Origin of the sequence: Vibrio sp. 10N.222.55.B11, assembly GCF_041473705.1 — a bacterium.
GTDB classification, from domain to species: domain Bacteria; phylum Pseudomonadota; class Gammaproteobacteria; order Enterobacterales; family Vibrionaceae; genus Vibrio; species Vibrio crassostreae_C.
The window spans coordinates 37,875-57,293 of sequence record NZ_JBFRST010000046.1 but is presented as its reverse complement, the minus strand read 5'-3'; the positions used below and the strand labels follow the sequence as shown (position 1 = coordinate 57,293).

At 44.7% G+C, this 19,419-nt stretch carries 17 protein-coding genes and 1 pseudogene; 4 read left to right on the top strand and 14 right to left on the bottom strand.

All coding sequences use genetic code 11. The annotated features are described in order from the left end of the window. Window positions 1-206 precede the first annotated feature (206 nt). The 7 genes from purT to AB4503_RS16975 all read right to left on the bottom strand — a co-directional run bounded on the left by purT (window position 207) and on the right by AB4503_RS16975 (window position 7,381). Window positions 207-1,382 carry a formate-dependent phosphoribosylglycinamide formyltransferase gene (purT, locus tag AB4503_RS17005; RefSeq protein WP_017070928.1) on the bottom strand — a complete coding sequence of 392 codons (1,176 nt, stop codon included), beginning with the start codon at window positions 1,380-1,382 and terminating at the stop codon, window positions 207-209. Window positions 1,383-1,549: 167 nt separating this feature from the next. Beyond that, window positions 1,550-2,437 (bottom strand): cytidine deaminase, encoded by an 888-nt coding sequence (gene cdd / locus AB4503_RS17000; protein ID WP_017059133.1) that lies wholly within the window; start codon window positions 2,435-2,437, stop codon window positions 1,550-1,552. Between the two features lie 286 nt (window positions 2,438-2,723). Then, window positions 2,724-3,401 (bottom strand): LrgB family protein, encoded by a 678-nt coding sequence (locus tag AB4503_RS16995; protein WP_017059134.1) that lies wholly within the window; start codon window positions 3,399-3,401, stop codon window positions 2,724-2,726. Window positions 3,402-3,403: 2 nt separating this feature from the next. Further along, on the bottom strand, window positions 3,404-3,775 hold the full coding sequence (locus AB4503_RS16990) for a CidA/LrgA family protein (RefSeq protein ID WP_017065507.1): 372 nt from the start codon (window positions 3,773-3,775) through the stop codon (window positions 3,404-3,406). A 25-nt stretch (window positions 3,776-3,800) separates the two neighbouring features. Next, window positions 3,801-5,225, bottom strand: coding sequence for an exodeoxyribonuclease I (gene sbcB / locus AB4503_RS16985; RefSeq protein ID WP_017065508.1), 1,425 nt, complete (start codon window positions 5,223-5,225; stop codon window positions 3,801-3,803). 206 nt (window positions 5,226-5,431) lie between these two features. After that, window positions 5,432-6,280, bottom strand: coding sequence for a sterol desaturase family protein (locus AB4503_RS16980; protein ID WP_017059137.1), 849 nt, complete (start codon window positions 6,278-6,280; stop codon window positions 5,432-5,434). Between the two features lie 87 nt (window positions 6,281-6,367). Further along, the gene (locus AB4503_RS16975; RefSeq protein WP_017065509.1) at window positions 6,368-7,381 is read right to left on the bottom strand and encodes a DUF2804 domain-containing protein; all 1,014 of its coding nucleotides are present in this window, start codon (window positions 7,379-7,381) and stop codon (window positions 6,368-6,370) included. 170 nt (window positions 7,382-7,551) lie between these two features. On the opposite strand from AB4503_RS16975, the gene AB4503_RS16970 reads away from it, so the two are divergent. Then, window positions 7,552-8,586 (top strand): AraC family transcriptional regulator, encoded by a 1,035-nt coding sequence (locus tag AB4503_RS16970; RefSeq protein WP_372115432.1) that lies wholly within the window; start codon window positions 7,552-7,554, stop codon window positions 8,584-8,586. A gap of 4 nt (window positions 8,587-8,590) precedes the next feature. On the opposite strand, the gene AB4503_RS16965 is transcribed toward AB4503_RS16970, so the two are convergent. Next, on the bottom strand, window positions 8,591-9,541 hold the full coding sequence (locus AB4503_RS16965) for a chromosome partitioning protein ParA (protein ID WP_372115434.1): 951 nt from the start codon (window positions 9,539-9,541) through the stop codon (window positions 8,591-8,593). Between the two features lie 39 nt (window positions 9,542-9,580). Further along, window positions 9,581-10,915: a sphingomyelin phosphodiesterase gene (locus tag AB4503_RS16960; RefSeq protein ID WP_372115431.1), complete on the bottom strand. Its 1,335-nt coding sequence runs from the start codon at window positions 10,913-10,915 to the stop codon at window positions 9,581-9,583. Window positions 10,916-11,330: 415 nt separating this feature from the next. On the opposite strand from AB4503_RS16960, the gene AB4503_RS16955 reads away from it, so the two are divergent. Then, window positions 11,331-11,852 carry a DUF2058 domain-containing protein gene (locus AB4503_RS16955; protein ID WP_010441213.1) on the top strand — a complete coding sequence of 174 codons (522 nt, stop codon included), beginning with the start codon at window positions 11,331-11,333 and terminating at the stop codon, window positions 11,850-11,852. Between the two features lie 128 nt (window positions 11,853-11,980). On the opposite strand, the gene AB4503_RS16950 is transcribed toward AB4503_RS16955, so the two are convergent. The 4 genes from AB4503_RS16950 to AB4503_RS16935 form a co-directional block, all read right to left on the bottom strand. Continuing rightward, on the bottom strand, window positions 11,981-12,202 hold the full coding sequence (locus AB4503_RS16950; protein WP_017059142.1) for a hypothetical protein: 222 nt from the start codon (window positions 12,200-12,202) through the stop codon (window positions 11,981-11,983). Between the two features lie 218 nt (window positions 12,203-12,420). After that, window positions 12,421-13,893, bottom strand: a complete 1,473-nt coding sequence (locus tag AB4503_RS16945) for an aerolysin family beta-barrel pore-forming toxin (protein WP_372115430.1) — start codon at window positions 13,891-13,893, stop codon at window positions 12,421-12,423. A gap of 477 nt (window positions 13,894-14,370) precedes the next feature. Beyond that, the gene (locus tag AB4503_RS16940; RefSeq protein ID WP_372115429.1) at window positions 14,371-15,132 is read right to left on the bottom strand and encodes a YdcF family protein; all 762 of its coding nucleotides are present in this window, start codon (window positions 15,130-15,132) and stop codon (window positions 14,371-14,373) included. A gap of 366 nt (window positions 15,133-15,498) precedes the next feature. Then, window positions 15,499-16,383: a LysR family transcriptional regulator gene (locus AB4503_RS16935; protein ID WP_372115428.1), complete on the bottom strand. Its 885-nt coding sequence runs from the start codon at window positions 16,381-16,383 to the stop codon at window positions 15,499-15,501. A 132-nt stretch (window positions 16,384-16,515) separates the two neighbouring features. Here AB4503_RS16935 and AB4503_RS16930 point away from each other — a divergent pair, with 132 nt between their 5' ends. After that, window positions 16,516-17,526: an aldo/keto reductase family oxidoreductase gene (locus tag AB4503_RS16930; protein ID WP_372115427.1), complete on the top strand. Its 1,011-nt coding sequence runs from the start codon at window positions 16,516-16,518 to the stop codon at window positions 17,524-17,526. 9 nt (window positions 17,527-17,535) lie between these two features. Next, window positions 17,536-17,902: pseudogene (locus AB4503_RS16925) on the top strand (GlcG/HbpS family heme-binding protein). Window positions 17,903-18,014: 112 nt separating this feature from the next. Here the strand turns inward: AB4503_RS16925 and AB4503_RS16920 are convergent. Further along, complete coding sequence (locus AB4503_RS16920; protein ID WP_372115426.1) at window positions 18,015-19,388, bottom strand: L-cystine transporter; 1,374 nt, start codon at window positions 19,386-19,388, stop codon at window positions 18,015-18,017. Window positions 19,389-19,419: the final 31 nt, after the last annotated feature.

Here is a 19,419-nt window from a genome sequence, read left to right as displayed (position 1 = left end):
TGCTAGGTTTCCAATCATTAATTATGTTTAGAGCTTGAGAAACATCCATAAAAAAATCCAAGTGCATTAAATACACTTGGATTTTGACAGCTCTGAAGGATCCTTCAACCGATCGCTTTGGCTTTAACTGATCGGCATTAGGCTCGATAGCCCGTCTTTTTATGGTTCAGATTTGAACTCGTGATTGTTCAGAATTGAATAGCAGGTTAGTAAATCACTTTTACTTTTGACGCGCTCTCAATGGCATCTTCAATCGCTGTCTCAGTGCTGTTGCGACGAGTAAGCGCCACACCAAGACGACGGCGACCATCGATATCAGGCTTACCAAACAAGCGAACTTGCGTTTGTGGTGCGTCTAGCGCTTCTGTAAGGCCTTCAAAGCGGATATTCGTTGATGTGCCTTGACCAAGGATTACGGCAGAGGCACAAGGGCCATACTGAGTAATTGATTTGATCGGCATACCTGTAAATGCGCGTACGTGTAGTGCAAATTCCGATGAGTCTTGAGACATCAGAGTAACTAAGCCAGTATCATGTGGGCGAGGGGAGACTTCATTGAAGATCACGTGGTCGCCTTTAACGAACAGTTCAACACCAAAGATGCCGTGACCGCCTAATGCGTTAACCACTTGCTCTGCCGTGTATTGCGCCGCTTTAAGTGCGTTGTCAGACATGACCTGTGGCTGCCATGATTCACGGTAATCACCGTCTTCTTGACGGTGACCGATAGGTGCACAGAAGTGAACACCGTCGACAGCACGAACGGTTAGAAGCGTGATTTCGTAATCAAAGTCGATGAAGCCTTCAACGATTACACGACCCGCGCCAGTACGGCCACCTTCTTGTGCGTAGTCCCAAGATTTCTGGATATCTTCTTCGGTTTTGATAACGCTTTGGCCTTTGCCTGAAGAACTCATTACCGGCTTAACAACGCAAGGCATACCTACGAACTCAACAGCAGCGGCGAAATCTTCAAAAGTGTCTGCAAAGCGGTAAGGCGAAGTGCTTAGTTTTAACTCTTCAGCGGCTAAACGACGAATGCCTTCACGGTTCATCGTTAGCTTGGTTGCATTAGCCGTTGGAACGACATTCAAGCCTTGTGCTTCAAGCTCAACTAACTTGCTAGTGGCAATAGCTTCAATTTCAGGAACCACATAATCTGGTTTTTCTAGCTCAATGATAGCTTGTAGCGCATCACCATCTAACATGTCTAATACATGGCTACGGTGCGCAACTTGCATTGCTGGTGCGTCTGCATAACGGTCACAAGCAATAACTTCTAAACCTAAACGTTGGCACTCGATGGCAACTTCTTTTCCGAGTTCACCCGAACCTAATAGAAGTACACGAGTAGCATTTTCACGAGTAGCAGTACCAAACATAGAAATTCCTTCCGATCTTTTGAACGATTGATTGAAAACGGGGTGATCATACTTATTTCAATGACAAAAGCAAACGTTTGCGCAAGTTGTTGCTTTAATTACAGGTATAAAAAAAGCAGCCCTGTTAAATAGGGCTGCTTATTTAAATTTTTGTTAATCAGATGTGCTTATATTGCTAAGTAAGTCACTGGAATGTCGGGATTAATCGCTTCTAATGTAGATTGCGTATCCGCTAGGTGACTGATGCTACCTTCTGCGATTTCAACCAAAGCAGCACTTTCAATTTGTTCGAAATCGAAGCCAGCCAGTTTAAGTTGAATTAACGCGACTTGAAGGGGTGGTAGGCTCGGGTTGAACGCCGCATTTTCTGCGTAAGCACCCGTAAAAATTTCACCTGACGTCAGTTGTAGTGAAACACCACTTAGGTTTTTGGTGTAAGGAGCATGGCTGCGGTTTAGTGCTGCTAGCGCTTCTACAACAATAGGCGTTGTTTCTTCGGTCGTGTACTTATGATCAAGCTTTGTCATTAGGCCAGTTGTCACACCTAAATCAGCAGGGCCGAACGAGTCTGGTAGGTACTCTTGCAGAGACATTTCATCACGTTGTGGCAGCTGAACTTTAAGTTCTTTTGCTGTTGTCAGTTCGTTCATGAATTGACGACAGTGACCACAAGGACTGAAGTTGATGGTGATATCTGAGATACCTAGTTCGCCTTTCATCCAAGCGTGGCTGATTGCAGATTGCTCAGCGTGAACGGTTTGACCAAGTTGAGCACCAGCGATTTCAAGGTTTGCACCAAAATACAGAGTACCAGACAAACCACGCACGATTGCACCAACATAAAAGTCAGATAACGGAGCGTAAGAATACGCTGCGGCAAAAGGAAGTAGCGCAATACGTAGTTCGTCATCCGCTAGACCACTTGCTTGCAGTAGGCTAGCAAATTGTTCTGGAGACAATGTCGCGTCAAAGTTGTCTGCTAATACGATGTCACTCAAAAGCGCTTTCATTGATGATGGAGCACTTTCCAGCGCCAGGGTAATACGACTGTTCATGTTGAATCCTTAATTGACCTTAGGCTTTAAGTTTATGCATTGCTCAGGAATTTTCTGTGATAAAGATCATTATTGAATTGTTGTTGTTACATTGGTTTGCATAATTAGAGTGAGGTCACACTTGAAATCGATTACAAGAGCCATTTATACAGCTGATATCGCACTTATTGCTCGTAAAAGACCGTGACTTGACTGCTATTGCTAAATAAATGCGAATAAAAAGCCCAAACAGACACTGTAATAAACAGCATTCTGGTTGGGCTGAATCGCGTAGTGATCGTTTAGGTTAAGAGTAGAACCAAACCACGAGCGAAAATATACTCGGTGCGATGATTGAGGTAATGACGCCACAAAGCACAAGAGCCAAAGAACTGAATGCTGCATCTTCCTGATTCTTTTCCGCACAAGTCGCGGTGCCTAAAGCGTGAGACACGGTACCCATGGTTAAACCACGGGCGATCGGGCTCTTAATACCAATGAGGTTGTAGATTGGGTAAGCAAAAATTGCCCCAAATAGACCCACAATCAATACCAGTATTGCCGCAATCGCTGCTTCACCACCTAAATGGCTCGATACTTCCATTGCAATTGGCGTGGTGACTGATTTGCCTAACAAGCTCGCAATCAAAGTTAAGTCCGCTTTAAATGCTACTGCGATCACTGCCGTTGTTGTCATCGACATCACACTGCCTAGCGTGCACGCAAAGGTAATGATGCGCCAGTTGGCTCTGATTTGAGGTAGCTGCTCATAAAGTGGGTAAGCAAGTGCAACAACCGCAGGCTGCAGCATGTAGGTAATCCAAGTGTTGTCAGCATAGTAAGTCTCAAACGGTACTCTAAAGAACGTGAGAATCGGAATGATGATACCAATGCTGATAAGCAGGGGGTTACACAGCGGCGAGTTTACTTTTTGACTTACCCAGCGAGCAAATAGGAATACCACGATGGTGAGTAGAATCCACATGATCAGTTACCTCTCGAAAGCAAGCGGTCTAAGAACCATGATAAGGATACTAACACCAATAATGTGCCACCAACGGCGCTCGCCATAATTGGCAATGCGTTCGCGATGAGCATGTCGAAATGATCCATCAACCCAACACTGATTGGAACAAACAGTAAGATCATTAGGCGGATCATCAAGCTTGCACCGGGTTGTACCCAGTGCGAAGGAACAATACCAATCACCATGGCGGCAAACAGAATCAACATGCCAAAAATACTGCCTGGGATTGAGGTATCCAAAAAGTGCTGTAACGCGTTACCTGCTGTAAGTGCACCTATGATTAAGGTGAAGGAGATTAAGCAGTAAACCAGTTGGATCAATCTTTCTTTCAAAGTGTTACGTCTCTTGATAATGGAATTAGCTAGCTAACTTTTCTACGTATTGATAAACCGCCTTTAAGATAGCCATTTTCTTCTCGTCACTTTCATGTTCATGCGCGAGGTTTTCAAGGTTTAGCATGTACTCTTCTAAACGGCTTTCATAAAACTCACGACAATGGTTCGCCCATTTCAATTGCTCAGCTTCGTCGAGCGTCCATGGGAAGTTACGCGCACGGTAACGGAACAGTAACGGTTTAATACGTTCATCACCGAAGGTGATATCTAAAGCTGCCAAGTTATTTGGGTCAGTTTCGCGAATGATGTTCATCGCTGTTTTATCAGCAGGTGAGAAGAAACCGTCATAAAGGTGTGTATCAACATCATCACTCTTTTCGTACTCTCGCTCTTGTGAGTACAGGCCGATCAGTTTTTCGCGGATCTCTGGGTGTTCGCGCAGCAGTGCCAAGTTCTTCAAGCATTGTTGGCGATCAATACCGATGGTTTCGGCATTTTCAGCCGTCAGCGTTTTGGCTGGAGCAAGAATAGGGCACTTGTTCAGTTGAACCAATTTGATTGGTACTGGTAGCTCGTCTTCACCCAGTTCACTGCGTTTGGTGTAGAGTCTGTCTCTGAGTTCATCAGCGTCCAGTTCTAACAGTGGGCTTGGATCTTTGGCTAAATCAACCACGATAACCGCATTTTGATTGGTTGGGTGCCAAGCCATAGGCACAATCCAACTTGTGTAGTTGCAGTCACGGCCAAACATGCCCGAAACGTGCATCAATGGTGTCATGTTTACGATATCAACCAGCTCATTCAGCTTACGCTTATGACGCATGTTGTAAAGGTAATCGAACATCTTAGGTTGCGCAGCTTTCAGCTTCTTCGCTAACTCGATGGTCGCAATAACATCGGCCATCGCATCGTGCGCGTTCTCGTGTTCAATGCCGTTTGCCACAGATAGGTGTTCCAGTTTGAAGCTTGGGTAACCTTCTTCGTTCTCTGGCCAAACAATGCCTTCAGGACGCAGTGCGTGAACAGCGCGCATTACATCTAATAAATCCCAACGAGAGTTGCCATTCTGCCAGCTCCACGCATATGGGTCGATGAAGTTTCGGTAACAGGTGTAACGCGTTACTTCATCATCAAATCGAATACTGTTGTAGCCAAGGCTTGTGGTGTTTGGTTTGGCTAACTCAGCATGGATCTTAGCGATAAACTCTGGTTCAGGAAGACCTTGTGAAGCCGCTTTTTGTGGTGTGATACGGGTGATCAGTGCAGCTTCAGGCGCAGGGAGGTAATCAGCGGGAGGTTGGCAATAGATAACCAGAGGCTCTCCAATAACATTGAAATCTTGGTCGGTACGAACACCCGCAAACTGACTCGGACGGTCTTTTGCTGGGCTAACGCCCCATGTTTCGTAATCGAAAAAGAAGTAGGTTGGCTGATTATCTGAACTCATTGAATTTCCTGAACAGCAAGCGCGGAACGTTTACTGTGGCTGAAGGTTAGTTTTGTTCAGTATCTGATAGTATGCGGTACGCGTGCAACCCAGATCACAAATAAATTGCCGGAAAACGGTGCTTTACTATTCAATCGAGTCAGTGGGGAAGGTTTTGAAACCAATTGAGGCGGTTTCTTAGTTAATACAATCTGTCTATCGTCCGTTTAATCCGATGGAGGCGAGAGTATCAACTGGACTTTCTGCTTCATGGTTAACTCTCGGTTCTTCAAATCTTTGAATATGGCCTTCCATTCTTGAAAGGTGACCACTATCGGATTAAAACTGTTCACGGGTTTGGTGACGCCATAACGTACAGTTTCAACTTCAGGTTCGAATGTACCAAATAACTTATCCCAGATAATAAGAACGCCGGCGTAGTTCTTATCAATGTATTGCGGGTTTTTGCCGTGATGTACTCGATGATGCGAAGGGGTATTAAAGATGTATTCAAGTGGCCCCAAGCTTCGTATCCATTGTGTATGGACGAAGAACTGCAAACCTAGATTGAGAAGCACCACAAAGATGACCCACTTAGGGGCAAAACCTATGATGACCAACGGTATCCAGAAAAGCCACATCCCAGCAAGTGGATACATTAAGCTTTGACGGAAAGCCGTACTGAAGTTCATGCTTTCTGAACTGTGGTGTGCCACGTGTGCTGCCCACATCCAGCGAACACGATGGCTTGCTCTGTGGAACCAGTAATAGCAAAAGTCTTGCAACACCATCAATACAACAAAACTCAGCACGCCCATTTCAATGTCCATTAGGCGCCAACCAAACATCCAGAGATACAGCTGCACGACCAATAACCCGGTGAGCAAATCGGAGAGTTGATGCATTCCCGCCAGCGTGAAATTACACATCACTTCTGAAAGCTTATAGCTGGAGTTATCAGGCAGTCGACCTTGCTTCTGACCGATAAAATACTCAGCCAACATGCACACCACGAACAAGGGCGCTAATACCAGCAGTAGCCATTCTGGGTAATTGATTAATGCGTCGATATTCATGTTTTATCCTTGTTGAGACGCCATACGCGTTCTTAGTATCAAGTTTACTTAGACTTGCTCGCCTGAAATTCAGTTAGCAAAATTTCGCTACCAGCGAGCAAAGTGATCTTCTGTTAGGCCAAGAACACCATCGAGTTGATGTGTCACTCCATTGTTGTCTTCAATCGAGCCAGAAAAGTGACCAATGAACTGACGAAAGTTACTTTTTAACAGCCATAAATTGAGCTTTTCGCTGCGATTATTTAAGGGCGTAAAGGTCAGGTTTATACGTCCATCTTGTGATGTTATCTGCCAAGGTAAATTGGTGTCTTGGCGACTAAACGCAAACTGTACCGGGTTAAGTAAGTGCCGAGTTCCATTGATCCATAAAACGTTCTCGCAGCCTCCGGTTTCATTGACGCCTGCTGCGAGGTTCAAGCCAATATCTGTCCCATTGGATTGCGTGTTGATGCTTGCCCAGCGCCAACTGGTTTCACGTCTCATGTAACCCGCTGAAAAGTCATAACCGGCACGAGCTTGAGTGAGATCGAGTGATTCTCCTTTGATTTGGATGTCGCCGCTGATGCGCAAAGCATTGTGCTTTTGGGTGTAAGTCCAACCTGAATAACCCGTTGAGCTACACATCGCCATGGGCAGGCTGTCGGTTTCAGGCTCTAAAGCGATATCGGCCTTGATGAGTTTGGTCTTCAAGCGAACTCGCCATTGTCCGCCCTCGATATAGAAAGCAATGCTTTGATCTGCAATGCTTGTCTTTCCTTCAAATGGTGAAGGCGTTACATGCTTATCAAACCCTAATGGCCTCAACCAAGATGACTCTTGCAGATGGTTGTTTTCTATGTCGTACAGATAACAAAATGCCGAGCCTAAGTAGCGAATATCCGCGATAGCGACGCCGATAATGTGTGTGTCGGTGACGATGCTGACAAACTGGAATTGCTTATAGTGGAAGTGCTTCTGCCAAGGGTTTGCTTTTGAATCCATCGAGTTTCGGTAGTCAAAGTTCTCGATGTTTAGGTGTTTAAGGATGCCATCGAAATGCCCAATGATCGGCTGACCATTAGAATTAATCAAACTGTGTGGGGCTGGGTTGGTTTTTATCATTGCGATGGTTCACATTATTTTAACAACTAAAGCCATTGTGCGATGAGTAGCGTAGAATTGGGAGGTCATATTCGGACAAGAGCGCGTTACCAATCACGATTTTGTCAGCATGTGTTGTTAAGGCTGAGTAGTCATGTTGATGGGAATGGGCTCGATATAAGGAGAGACGATTGGAGATTATCGCGGAGTATAAGCCAACCGGACATAGGCACCAGTTGGGTACATTAGATATCGCGCTGCTGTTGAATACGCTAGAGCAACGAGGTATCGATATTGAAAGGCTACTCAATGATGTGGGTTTGCCGAACATAGATTGGCGAGACCCGAATGGAAAGCTGACTTACGCTGATAAACTAGCGTTATTTAGCGTGGCGAATCAGAGCTTTCCTCACGATGGCTTAGGGCTTTGGCTGGGGGAACACGCTAGCTTGAGCCACTTTGGTGTGTTGGGTTATGCGCTATCGACCAGTCAAAATGTCGGGGAGGCCATCAAGTCGGGCTTTAAATATCTGCGCCTGAACGGTCCTATTTTCTCGGTTAAATTGTTTCTAGATTCCGAGCATGCAGTGATTCAGATTGAGAACACCTTGGAAGTGGGCGATCTGCTCCCTTTCTGCAGTGAGTATTTCTTAAGTTCCATCGTCTCTTTGTTCAAAGAACTGACTGGTCATGAGCTGGATATTCACACTTTGGCTTTGCCTTATGCTCGTCCCAATTACGCTAAGCTCTATGACGACCGTTTCCAGTGCCCTGTAGTTTTTGAGCAGAGCCATTGTGAATTGCGTTTTGATGCCTCGGTTTTATCACAGACCTTATTGACTCATGATGCCGCGACACTGAAGCGCTATCTTGCGTCTTGCCAGTCGATAGTCGAAACGTTGGACTCTGAGCATCTGCTGACTAATCAGATCAAAACGATTTTTTATCAAACCGCAGGTAGTTTCCCGACTATAGAACAACTCGCGGATGAGTTTGGTTGTAGCTCTCGTACACTCAGGCGAGAGCTAGTGACCCATGAATCCAGTTACCAAATATTGCTTACCGAAGTTCGAGTGGAGCTGGCCAAAGAGCTATTACTCGGCACAACCATGAGCATTGATGACATCGGTGAAAGGCTCGGTTATAGCGACCCTGCAAATTTCAGAAGGGCGTTTAAAGGTTGGCTCAATAAAACGCCCGCTCAGTTTCGTGATGGTTTAAGTTAAGGCGTTACTTGCTAAAGAACTGCTCCCTGAAATCGGTGACTTGCTGTTGATAATAACTGTCCCAATCTTGTTGAGTCCAAGTGGCATAACTTGATGAGCGCTGAGAGTCTAAGGTCGCTTTGAGCTGATCCAGTTGCACGTGATAACTCATCACGGTTTGTTGCTGTTGTGCGACTTGTTGTTCTCGCGCGGCAATGTTGCTGGCCTGCGCTTCATCTAAGTAGGCATCTTGAAGGTCGGCTTTGACTGATGCTACTTCAGCAGGGCTATAGCTGCTTGGTATCAAAGATACTGCCAGTTCATATTTTTGAAGCTGTGTTTCGGCGTTTAACGTGCCCGTATTGTTTTGCCATTCACTAAGCAAATCTTGATAGTTGGCCAAAAACTGGCTCGCTTCGTTCTCTTCAAGGGTGTTGGCGTCAAGCGTAAAATCCAGATGAGCAAACTGGTCAGCGAATAGCTGGTGGGCCAACTCTCCCCATACTTGCTGTGCAGATTGCTTGAATAAGGCAACACGATCTTCAAGAGTCTCTATGGATTCAAGTGGGATAGTGCTTTGTGTTAATTGCCAGTCAGCCGATAGCTGCGGATAGTCGCTCAGTAATTCAAACCATATACTCGGCAATTCTGATTTCAATCGTGCTAGTTGCTCAGTGCAGTCATCACGTTGTTGGCAAAGCTTCCAGAACCCATCGAGTTCATCGAACAAAGCCTTGCCTTCAAGCTCACTCAAGTTTTCAGCAAGAATTTTACCGTCCAGTGCTCCAGCTTGGGCTTGATTGCTGTGCGATGCGGAGTTTTCCGAACTAGCGGTTGCAGTAGGCGTGGAATTATCGTCATTAGTTGTCGTAGAAACACGCGGCTTAGGTTCTGTGTGTTGAGCAGAAGATAGCGCTGTTTCGTTCGTTTTTGATGACCACGAATAGCCAATAATGCTCGCCGTTAAGACGAGCATTAGGGTTAATATAACTCGATGCATTATGCGTTCACCGAGTTACTTAATGACGGCGCTAACAGGGAAGTGGTCTGAAAGGTTGTAGTGCTTCCATAACTCACTGCTTGTTGATCTTGGGACATCCACACGATTGTCGTTATGAGCTTTGGCGGCATATTCCGAGCTCACTACCACATAATCGAGATACTCAACGTTTTCACCACCCGACATAGGTTCACCCGCAAAGTTGTTGATGCGTGGGTCAAAGGTAGAAGCGGTGTAACCTGAGTAGGTTGGTTCGTCAGCTTGCAGGTTAGCGAACATCTGTTGGTAGTCGTCTGGGAACTTGAGCTTGTTCACGTTGAAGTCACCGCTGTAAACCACAGTTTCTGATGCCGGGATATTCAGAGACTGCGCCAGTGCACGCATCTGCTTGAATTGACGTTGTCGGTAATCACGAGCGGTGTCCGTATCGAATGATGCCGTGTGGGTACCGAAAACATGGTAAGCCTGACCATTCTTGATAACTTCCGCGTAGTTAACACCTTTATCAGCAAAGCAATCTGTGCCCGTGCAATCAGGGAAAACATACTGCGCTTCATTAACGATAGGATAGCGGCTGACAATGATCACACCACCGTCGTATATGTTAATCCCATCTTTATCGAGCATTTTAGTTTGATAAGGATACTCTTTCGCAAGCTCACGCAAGAACTCATCTCTGCCGTTAGCAAACACCTCTTGAAGCGCCAACACGTCATAGCCCTTTACATATTGAGGGAGTAGGTCATAGCGGTCACCAATATGTGAAGCGATGGCAGGCAGCGCCCAGATGTTGTAAGTCATGACCTTGAGTGTATTGGCATCCGGCTCTGGTTGCTCATCCACTTTTGGTGGGGTGATGGTGTAATAAATATCATCATAGCGCGCTGTAGAATCGGCTTTGAGGGCTAGCTCTGCATTGACCCCGAACGCATCGGTTGTGCTGCGATGAATATTACGATCGTCATGCAATGTTAGTTTGACGTCTGCGGCACTCAAACCATGTTGCAGTGTCGAGTTATACCAATGTCCCTTCATGGTTTGGTTGAGCGTGACACTTTCGCCCACAGCGTTTGATACCACAGTGTCAAACTCATAGGTCTTCCCAGATTTCACACCAGTCCAGCGGTTGAAACTTATCAGCTTCTTCGTCTCCCAAGGACCAATCTGTTCAACATGCTGTTGCCACTCATCACCGAGTTGAAGCAGGTCGGTACCAGTGTGGTTGGCTTGAATGGTCATCACTTGATTGGTGTTATTGGTGAGATACACGTCGGTGTCTGCGATCGCAGAGGTCGAAGCGATTGATGTGGAAGCCACAAGTGCAGCTAACCAAGTCCATTGAGTTTTCATCGTTTACGTTATCCTTATTGATTGATGTCTAGAATAACGTAGTCAAGAGTTATGACATTGGAGTTATAACTCTATGGCATTTATTCAAATATGAGATATATGCCAAGGTTTTATAAAATTGATTAACCATTGAAAATTAACATATTGTCTTGTTGGAATGATAAATGGTACGCGCGCGAATAATAGAGTCAGATAATGGTTTTGAGTCGGTGGAGCAGCCAATGTTGGCATGCTTAAATCAAAACTGTATGTTCGGGGAGAGTAGAGATTGTGAGCAACTAGAAGGGATTGTGGCGACAGCTTAGATCTATCAGCACAAATTTTGCGATTGTTCTGTAATTTACTCTTGTTCAGTAAACAGAAACCTTAAAAACAGGTATGATAGTGCCGTTTTTAATCCTGAACTGGGAAAGTCATGGCAAAGTTAACACTCCAAGAGCAGATGCTTAAAGCTGGCTTGGTAAATGAGAAAAAATTAAAGAAGGCGAAGAAAGGCTCTAAAAAGTCTCGCGTTCAGTCTCGTGAAGCAAAAGCGGCAGCTGAAGAAACTAAACTGGCGCAGCAAGCGAAAGACAAAGAGCTAAACCAACAGTTGAAAGAACAACAGTTGAGCAAAGAAATTAAAGCTCAAGTGAAGCAACTGATTGAGATGAACAAGATCGAACAGAAGAACGGTGAGATCAAATACAACTTCACCGACGGTACGCTAGTTAAATATCTTTACGTAGAAGAGCTGACTCAAAAGCAACTAAGTAAAGGCATTCTAAGTATTGCTCGTCAAGGCGAGAGCTATGTTGTTATTCCAACAGCAGTAGCGAACAAGATTGCTATGCGCGACGAAGAATCTATCGTTGATACGCAGGCAGGTAGCACAGACGAAGTAGACGAAGATGACCCGTACAAAGACTTCGTGATCCCAGATGATCTAATGTGGTAATCCGTTTTACCTAGCTCCATTTTAATGGTTAGCTAAGTTTACAGGATCTAAGAATGCAGCGAACAATCACTCGATTGGCGCTGCATTTTTTTTGGCGCGAAATGACTTCAACAAATCTTGAATAAAGCTTAGTGTTCTGACATGCCGTAAACAAGGCTATCATTGGCACTTGCATGATCGATAAAATCGGTATTAGCGCGCTGTTCGTGTTGGTCATAGCCATCGAAGTAACAGTCGCCAATTTCATTGCGCGGGCAAACGTGAATGTGGTCTTTGATGACCAGTTCGGTAGAGCAGCATGGGCAGTGTTTTACATGTCCAGTGAGTACCGTAGATCGATTTGGTTTCATACATCCTCCTGATAGGCACTGTAATCTGATTGCCTATTTGCATCCTAAGTTACGCAAATTAGTGTGTCGTTATGATTTCATTTTTAAGTCAATGAAAAACGATTCAGAAAGTGAATACTTAGCGGCTAATACAGATGTATGACTGAGAGAATGTAAGACGAATCAAGCCAAGAGCAGACGCAATGGGCTTGGAATAACAGCTGAAACTTTCTATGGGCTTATGGCTGCATTGGGGTAAGCGTTAGCTGAGCGCTGTTATAACCCAGTTGCGCTAGGGCTGCAGGGTCGAAGTCAGTCAGAACCTTGATGTCACCAGCGTAGTAGGGTGTGTAATCGCCTGAAGGTGTCATGGCGTTAAATGAATCAATAGAGTGCTCGGTACCAATATCGATCATTCCAGAATATTGTGACTCCGCACTAAACTGGCCTGAAACATAGGTGTAGAAAGGACGGACACTGGCACCTGCGGCGTACTGCATGCTACTTAAACCATTGGTGTTGATTGCCCAGCTCCAATCCCACCATTTCATCTCTCCAGGAATATAACGGTGATCCCATTGGTAGCGGATATTGGCTTGATCTTCGCTGGTGGTTCCCATGGTAAAGGTGTGAGAGACCGTCGGGCGGTTTGTTGGGTGTGAGCTTAGCGCATTGCCGCTATAACGAAGGAAACCTGTGAAGTTCACGTCGTAACTCATGCTGGTTTTGATACGGTATGGGTAAGTGATGGTAGAGCGTAAGAACTCTACTTGAAAAGGAAGTACTGAGTGAGCAGGCACGGTGATGATGGCTTCCAGTTCTGTTGGTTCAAAACGAGCACCACTGTTGGTAACGGAGAAACGTTGGCCATCTTCTAGCGCTACTCTTACTTCTGTCTTTCCAACTTGTGGCCAATGAAAGGTTTCATCAATGACGACTGAATCAGCAAGGTCGAAGCGTTGGGTTTTACTCCATTGTGTGGATTGCTCAAAATGAAGGTCAACGACGATTTGTTTAGACTGATCGTCGTCATTGATTGCATAAGCCGAGACGGTTTCAATCAGTTCTTGGTCGGTCTCTGTCATAGAACCGTGTAAAAACGATGTGTTATCGAGCGTGTAAGCGAAGTTATCAACAGTGATGCTTGTCTTCTCATCACAGCGATCACCGGCACAGCTTCCATCGTTATTGCCTTTAATCTCCCAACCATTGTTAAGCGGTTTTATTGCCATGTCTTGGCCGACGTAACGCGCGCTATCGCCTCCAACCCAAGCGTAACCGAGGTTATGGGCAAAGTAACTCAGTGGCCTGATAAAGTTCGTGTTGTCGCAGACTAAGGCGCGTTGAATATCAAGGTTATTGTTCGTTTCGATAGCTTGCGCTTCGTAGTAAGGCAGGCCTGCGTCTGGGGTATTGGGGTAGCACCAAGTATTGTCACTTGGTTGTCCTTGTTTGATGAGCCCGTGGTAGCCAGACCCCATGATCACCCAGTCATTTTTAAGGCCAGCAATGTCCCACACATTCATGCGAGATAGTAGGGCGGTTTTGTGTTCTTGAGCTTCTGTATTACTGAGCGGACGATAATCGGAACGGCAGATATCTTCACCGAGGTTATCCAATACGATTTGGTCTGAATATATCTTGGCATGAGTGGCAAAAGAGATGAAACAGAGGGCAGAGCTAAATAGAACGGTTTTACTGACGTTAAGCATGAATAAGTTCCTAAATGCCATTATTTGGCTATTTTTATTAGAATCGAGTTATTAGATTTTATTGATATTATTTAAAGCCGAGGGGCTCTAGCGGGGTGTACTTTGTCATATAAAACAATGCCAAAAATACTGAAATGAATTGAAAATAAATACTTATAGATATCAGGAGGTTGTACTGATCAACTTGTTGTTTGATAAAGACTTATCTTGATGACTTCAATTAGTTTCAACAATCCAATCTATGGGTGATTAATTGTTGAACGTTTCTGTTTTTGAAGCCTCGTTATTTGGTATGTTGGCTTGGAAAATTTAGGCCAGCAAGATGGATTAGATAGGTTTATTGTTTAAAGGAGGGGGAAGTACTGAGTAAGCCAAATAAGGAGGGATGTTGTGATAAGCAAGATCGAAAAATGCAGCCAACAACCGTTCGATTGCTGCTGCATTTTTTATTGTTCGAGTTAACTTAATTGGAAGAGATTAAGCATCACCTGGTTTTTCGCGTTTGCTGTTCCAACCCATAAAGTTGTAAATGTTGTAACGAGCAAAGCCAATCTGTTCATGCAAAGCAAAATCTGTGACCGCAAAGTTGTACCACAATGGCAACCATGAAATTTGAGCAGCCATATAGTCGGCTCTCACTGGAATAACATTCAAGCCGAAGTGGTTGAAGTAGAGCTCGCTACGACGAATATGTAGGCCAGATGAAACCAACACAATGTTCTCGAATTTATGATGCTTCATTAGGTCACTAGTGAGCTGAGCGTTCTTCCAAGTGTTGACGCTATTTGGCTCTTGAATGATGTCACCCATCGGAACGCCAAGTCTCAGCAATTGTTGCTGATAAACTTCTGCTTCGGCAACACCGTTATTTTGTGCATCGCCACCACTGATGATCACTTTGCATGTGGTTTGGGTTTTGGCGCAATCTTTATATTGGCTGGCGGTTTCACTGATTCGGCCAAAAGAGAAAAAGGCTGGCTCGAACTCTTGCGTGCTTTTAATTAACTGCGTTCCCGCACCCAGAAGAACAATGGCGTTATTGTCAGACCATTGGATATCAGGCTTATTTTCGTAATCGGCTTGCAGATCGTTCAGTAAATAACGAGGAATTAAACCTGAACCAATCAGCACAAATGACGATATAAGAACAAGAGATAAAAACAGAGAGGTTTTTCGCCACTGAAGTAAACGTGTAAAGCCTACGAATAGCAGAAGAAGTAATAATATAATAAAGCTCATGAGGATCCTGTTATCGAACTGGTGCCAAGATGATGTGACATACTGAAGCGGTGCATCATATATCAGTTATGTTAATCATTTATAGGTAACTCATTGTATTATTGAACAAATGCACGATTTCTTTCTATCAAGAACAATCATCGATGAGAGCATTCGAAAAATCGCTTTATTATTGTTCGATAATCCCATTTTAAATATAGGTATATAAATCAAGAGGGTTATTTAAACCTTATTTCGTGTTATTTGATTTATCTGTTCATCGGTTTCCGTTTCTTCAACTCGTTAACTCAGCTTTCATATTCTTAAACTACCAAATCTTCAAGCTCTTAAATGATCGAGCTCTCCAGTTTTCAAGATCTTAAACTATCAAGCTCTCAAGTTTTCAAAGTAATGCTGAACAAATTTAACGAACACTTGGTGTTTCTTGGCCGGATAAATAACTTGCGGATAGAACAGATAAATACTGTTGCCTTGTTGCAGACATTCATCAGGCAGCACTCGCTCTAATTCTCCCAGTTCGACCTCTTTCGCAACGTAGTAACTTGCAATACGGATGATGCCACTGCCTGCCATAGCTTGTTGCTTAAGCAGGTGGTTGTCATTACTTGAAAGCCAGCCGGACACATCAATATTTACCGATTTTAAAGGCCACTCGGTTTGGTGCAGAGTTGCTAAGCATTGATGATCACTTAAGTCACTCACATTGGTAGGGCGACCAAATTGGTTAAGATAACCGGGAGTCGCGACTAAATCATGTTGATAGCTAATCAAGAGTTTCGCCACCATGTTGTCAGGTGGCGTATTGGTGGCACGAAACGCGATATCGATATCATCTTGATTGAGATTAAAGTTGGTGTAGCTACTGTTTATCTCGAAACGAATCTCAGGGTATTGCTGCCTAAACTGTTGGCAGATATCGAATAGATATACCTCAGTAAACATCTTTGGCGCAGTGAGGCGTAATAGGCCTTTGACGATGTCGTGTTGCTCAGAAACACTGCGTTCAAGCTGTAAGACTTGCGAGCGAATCGTTAAGCCTTGTTGTAACGCGCGTTCGCCTTCTTGGGTTAAACGAACACTGCGAGTGGTTCTGACCAAAAGCGGGCACTGTAAATCGTTCTCTAAACGTTTGATCTGTTCAGAAAGGTAGCTCTTAGAGATACCGAGCTTTTCGGCTGCCTTGGTAAAGTTGAGTTGCTGAGCAAGTTCTACAAACAGGATCAGTCGTTCTATTCTTTTGTGTTCGTTCATTCGCGCGTTCCTACCAATCTATTGTTCGCCATATCAAACAATCATTTCGTAACTAGCATATTCTGTTTTTTAAAAAGAACAATATGATAGAGGCATATTTCTGGTCAGCAAATCTTCTAAGCGAGAATCGATATGACGAACAGCACTGAATCTACAAACAAAACGAATGACAAAAAACGTATCCCATTATCAAATTATCTACCGAATGTTGGGCAAATTGCCTATGGCTGCATGGGGTTAGGTGGTGGCTGGAATGATAATCCAGTGACGAGTGCGGACGTTGCTCAAACACGAAGCGTAATCGGCACCGCACTAGAATCGGGCATTAACTTATTCGACCATGCGGATATCTATACCTTCAGCAAAGCTGAGCAAGCCTTTGGTCAAGCATTACAACAAGCGCCTGATCTGCGTGAACAGATGTTCATTCAATCTAAGTGTGGGATTCGTTTTGAAGGCGAGGGCAATGTTGGTCGTTATGATTTCTCGGCTGATTGGGTAGGCCAATCGGTAGACGGTATTCTCAATCGATTGAATACTGAAAAGCTTGATGTGCTGTTATTGCACCGCCCTGATCCTTTGATGGAACTCGATGAGCTAGCAAGAACGTTAGAGAACTTAAAAGCGCAAGGTAAGGTCGATTATTTTGGTGTGTCGAACATGAACAGCCATCAAATTCAGTACCTGCAATCTGCGCTTGGGCAACCTATCGTCGCGAATCAAGTTGAGCTGAGCTTAGCCAAATTGGATTGGTTGAATGATGGGGTGATGATTAACTCGCAAGGGCACCATCAATCAGACTTCGCCGCAGGCACTCTTGAACATTGCCAATTGAATAACATCCAACTGCAAGCTTGGGGCTGTTTGGCACAAGGCCGATTTGCTGAGCAAGGTTTGTATTCAGAACATGAAAACGTGAAAAAGACAGCGCACTACGTGGCTCAGTTAGCGAACCAATATGGCGTAGAAAGTGAAGCGATTGTGTTGGCATTTTTGCTTCGTCACCCTGCTCGTATCCAACCTGTAATTGGCACCACAAATCTAGAGCGAATCAAAGCTTCGGCAGTCGCGACTCAGATAAACCTGTCTCGTGAAGAGTGGTACAACCTATACGTGTACTCACGTGGTCAAGCACTGCCATAAGGAATGAATATGTTGAATCAAAAGATCGCGCAACAACTGGTGTCTAACGCTCTAGACATTGCTGAGCGTGTGTGATATGCACGGTGAGTTACTGGCGTTTATTCGCATGGATAATGTGAGTGTTCAAGCCGGATTGTTAGCACAGAACAAAGCTTATACATCTGCAAGAGATAGACAGCCAAGCGGTAACTTAGGTGCTTGGGCGAGAGAAACTGGTAAAGACTTAAGTTACTGGACTGACCCAAAGATCACTGGCTTTAAAGGCGGTGTTCCCATTGAATTAAATGGGCAGGTGATTGGCGCTATTGGTGTCAGCGGATTAAGTGAAGACGACGATGAAGCACTTGCCGAAAAAGTCATTCAACTTGTGTTCTAAGCTGTTGCTCGTGAAGTAATGGAAGTTAGAAGTAACAGATAATAAAAAACCGATGCATGTGCATCGGTTTTTTTGTTTAACGAGACTCAAGTGCTTGAATCAATCGAACCCATTAAGCGTTCGCTTGTTCCAGATCTTGTTGCTTGTCTTTCTTGCCTAATAGGCGGCTTGTGATCGTACCGGCTGTCATAGCACCAGATACGTTAAGCGCCGTACGTGCCATATCGATAAGTGGCTCGATAGAGATAAGCAGTGCTGCAATCGTTACAGGAAGGCCCATAGCAGGAAGTACGATTAGCGCCGCGAACGTTGCACCGCCACCTACGCCAGCAATACCGAATGAGCTCACTGTGATAATAGCAATCAGAGACAGAATGAAGTTGATGTCCATTGGGTCGATGCCAACTGTAGGCGCAACCATGACTGCTAGCATTGCAGGGTAGATACCCGCACAACCGTTTTGACCAATCGTCGCACCGAAAGAGGCAGACAGGTTAGCAATCGCTGGTGGCACGTTTAGCTTAGTGATTTGAGCTTCAACGTTCAGTGGAATTGTTGCTGCAGAACTACGAGACGTGAAAGCGAACGTCAGTACAGGCCAGATCTTTTGGAAGTACTCTTTCGGGTTTACACCAACAAAAGAAACCAACACACCGTGTACGACGAACATCAGTAGAATCGCAACGTAAGATGCAACGATGAAACCCAGTAGGCTGAGGATGTCAGAAGCACTTGATGTTGCAACTACCTTCGCCATTAACGCTGCGATGCCGTATGGCGTTAGTGCCATGATCATCTTAACTAAGCGCATAACGATAGATTGTGACGCTTCAACGAAAGTACGGATTGGAGATTCTAGTTCTTCTTTCTCTGCCATCACTTTACGAGCAGCGATGCCTGTAAGCACACCGAAGATAACCACCGCGATGATAGACGTAGAGCGAGCACCGGTTAGATCAGCAAACGGGTTAGTTGGAATGAAGCTAATCAGCATTTGTGGAATAGTTAGGTCAGACACGCTTCCCATGCGGCTTTCTAGTGTTGCGATACGAGCTGTTTCACGCGCGCCCTCTGTTAAGCCTTCAGCCGAAAGACCGAATGCTTGAGCCACTGCAATACCAACAATTGCAGAGATCGCTGTTGTTGCGAGTAATACTGAAATAGTGATACCAGAAATCTTGCCCAGTGAACCGCCTTTTTCAAGCTTCACCACCGCCGCAATCATTGAAACCAAGACTAATGGCATGATTACCATTTTAAGTAATCCAACGTAACCACGACCAACGATGTTTACCCAGTCTAGTGTCTCTTTGATGATGGGATTGCCTTCACCAAATAGCAGCTGTAGACCAAGGCCAAATGCACTACCAAAAACTAAACCGAGTAAAACGAGGCGAGAAAGTGTGTTTTCTTTTTTCTGCTGTCCGTAGAGAAAAAAGAGGATACCAGTGAATACCGCTAAGGCAGCGATAGCTGAAAATGACATTTGTTTTCCTTATGAATAACTCTAAATCAAT

Excerpts from the sequence above, each read along its gene's own strand:
- AB4503_RS16920 (WP_372115426.1), bottom strand. The coding sequence starts at position 19,388 with ATGTCATTTTCAGCTATCGCTGCCTTAGCGGTATTCACTGGTATCCTC.
- AB4503_RS16980 (WP_017059137.1), bottom strand. The coding sequence starts at position 6,280 with ATGAATATCGACGCATTAATCAATTACCCAGAATGGCTACTGCTGGTA.
- AB4503_RS16930 (WP_372115427.1), top strand. The coding sequence starts at position 16,516 with ATGACGAACAGCACTGAATCTACAAACAAAACGAATGACAAAAAACGT.
- AB4503_RS16940 (WP_372115429.1), bottom strand. The coding sequence starts at position 15,132 with ATGAGCTTTATTATATTATTACTTCTTCTGCTATTCGTAGGCTTTACA.
- AB4503_RS16955 (WP_010441213.1), top strand. The coding sequence starts at position 11,331 with ATGGCAAAGTTAACACTCCAAGAGCAGATGCTTAAAGCTGGCTTGGTA.
- AB4503_RS16975 (WP_017065509.1), bottom strand. The coding sequence starts at position 7,381 with ATGATAAAAACCAACCCAGCCCCACACAGTTTGATTAATTCTAATGGT.
- AB4503_RS16995 (WP_017059134.1), bottom strand. The coding sequence starts at position 3,401 with ATGTGGATTCTACTCACCATCGTGGTATTCCTATTTGCTCGCTGGGTA.
- cdd (WP_017059133.1), bottom strand. The coding sequence starts at position 2,437 with ATGAACAGTCGTATTACCCTGGCGCTGGAAAGTGCTCCATCATCAATG.
- AB4503_RS16960 (WP_372115431.1), bottom strand. The coding sequence starts at position 10,915 with ATGAAAACTCAATGGACTTGGTTAGCTGCACTTGTGGCTTCCACATCA.
- sbcB (WP_017065508.1), bottom strand. The coding sequence starts at position 5,225 with ATGAGTTCAGATAATCAGCCAACCTACTTCTTTTTCGATTACGAAACA.
- AB4503_RS16935 (WP_372115428.1), bottom strand. The coding sequence starts at position 16,383 with ATGAACGAACACAAAAGAATAGAACGACTGATCCTGTTTGTAGAACTT.
- purT (WP_017070928.1), bottom strand. The coding sequence starts at position 1,382 with ATGTTTGGTACTGCTACTCGTGAAAATGCTACTCGTGTACTTCTATTA.
- AB4503_RS16945 (WP_372115430.1), bottom strand. The coding sequence starts at position 13,893 with ATGCTTAACGTCAGTAAAACCGTTCTATTTAGCTCTGCCCTCTGTTTC.
- AB4503_RS16950 (WP_017059142.1), bottom strand. The coding sequence starts at position 12,202 with ATGAAACCAAATCGATCTACGGTACTCACTGGACATGTAAAACACTGC.
- AB4503_RS16965 (WP_372115434.1), bottom strand. The coding sequence starts at position 9,541 with ATGCTCGTCTTAACGGCGAGCATTATTGGCTATTCGTGGTCATCAAAA.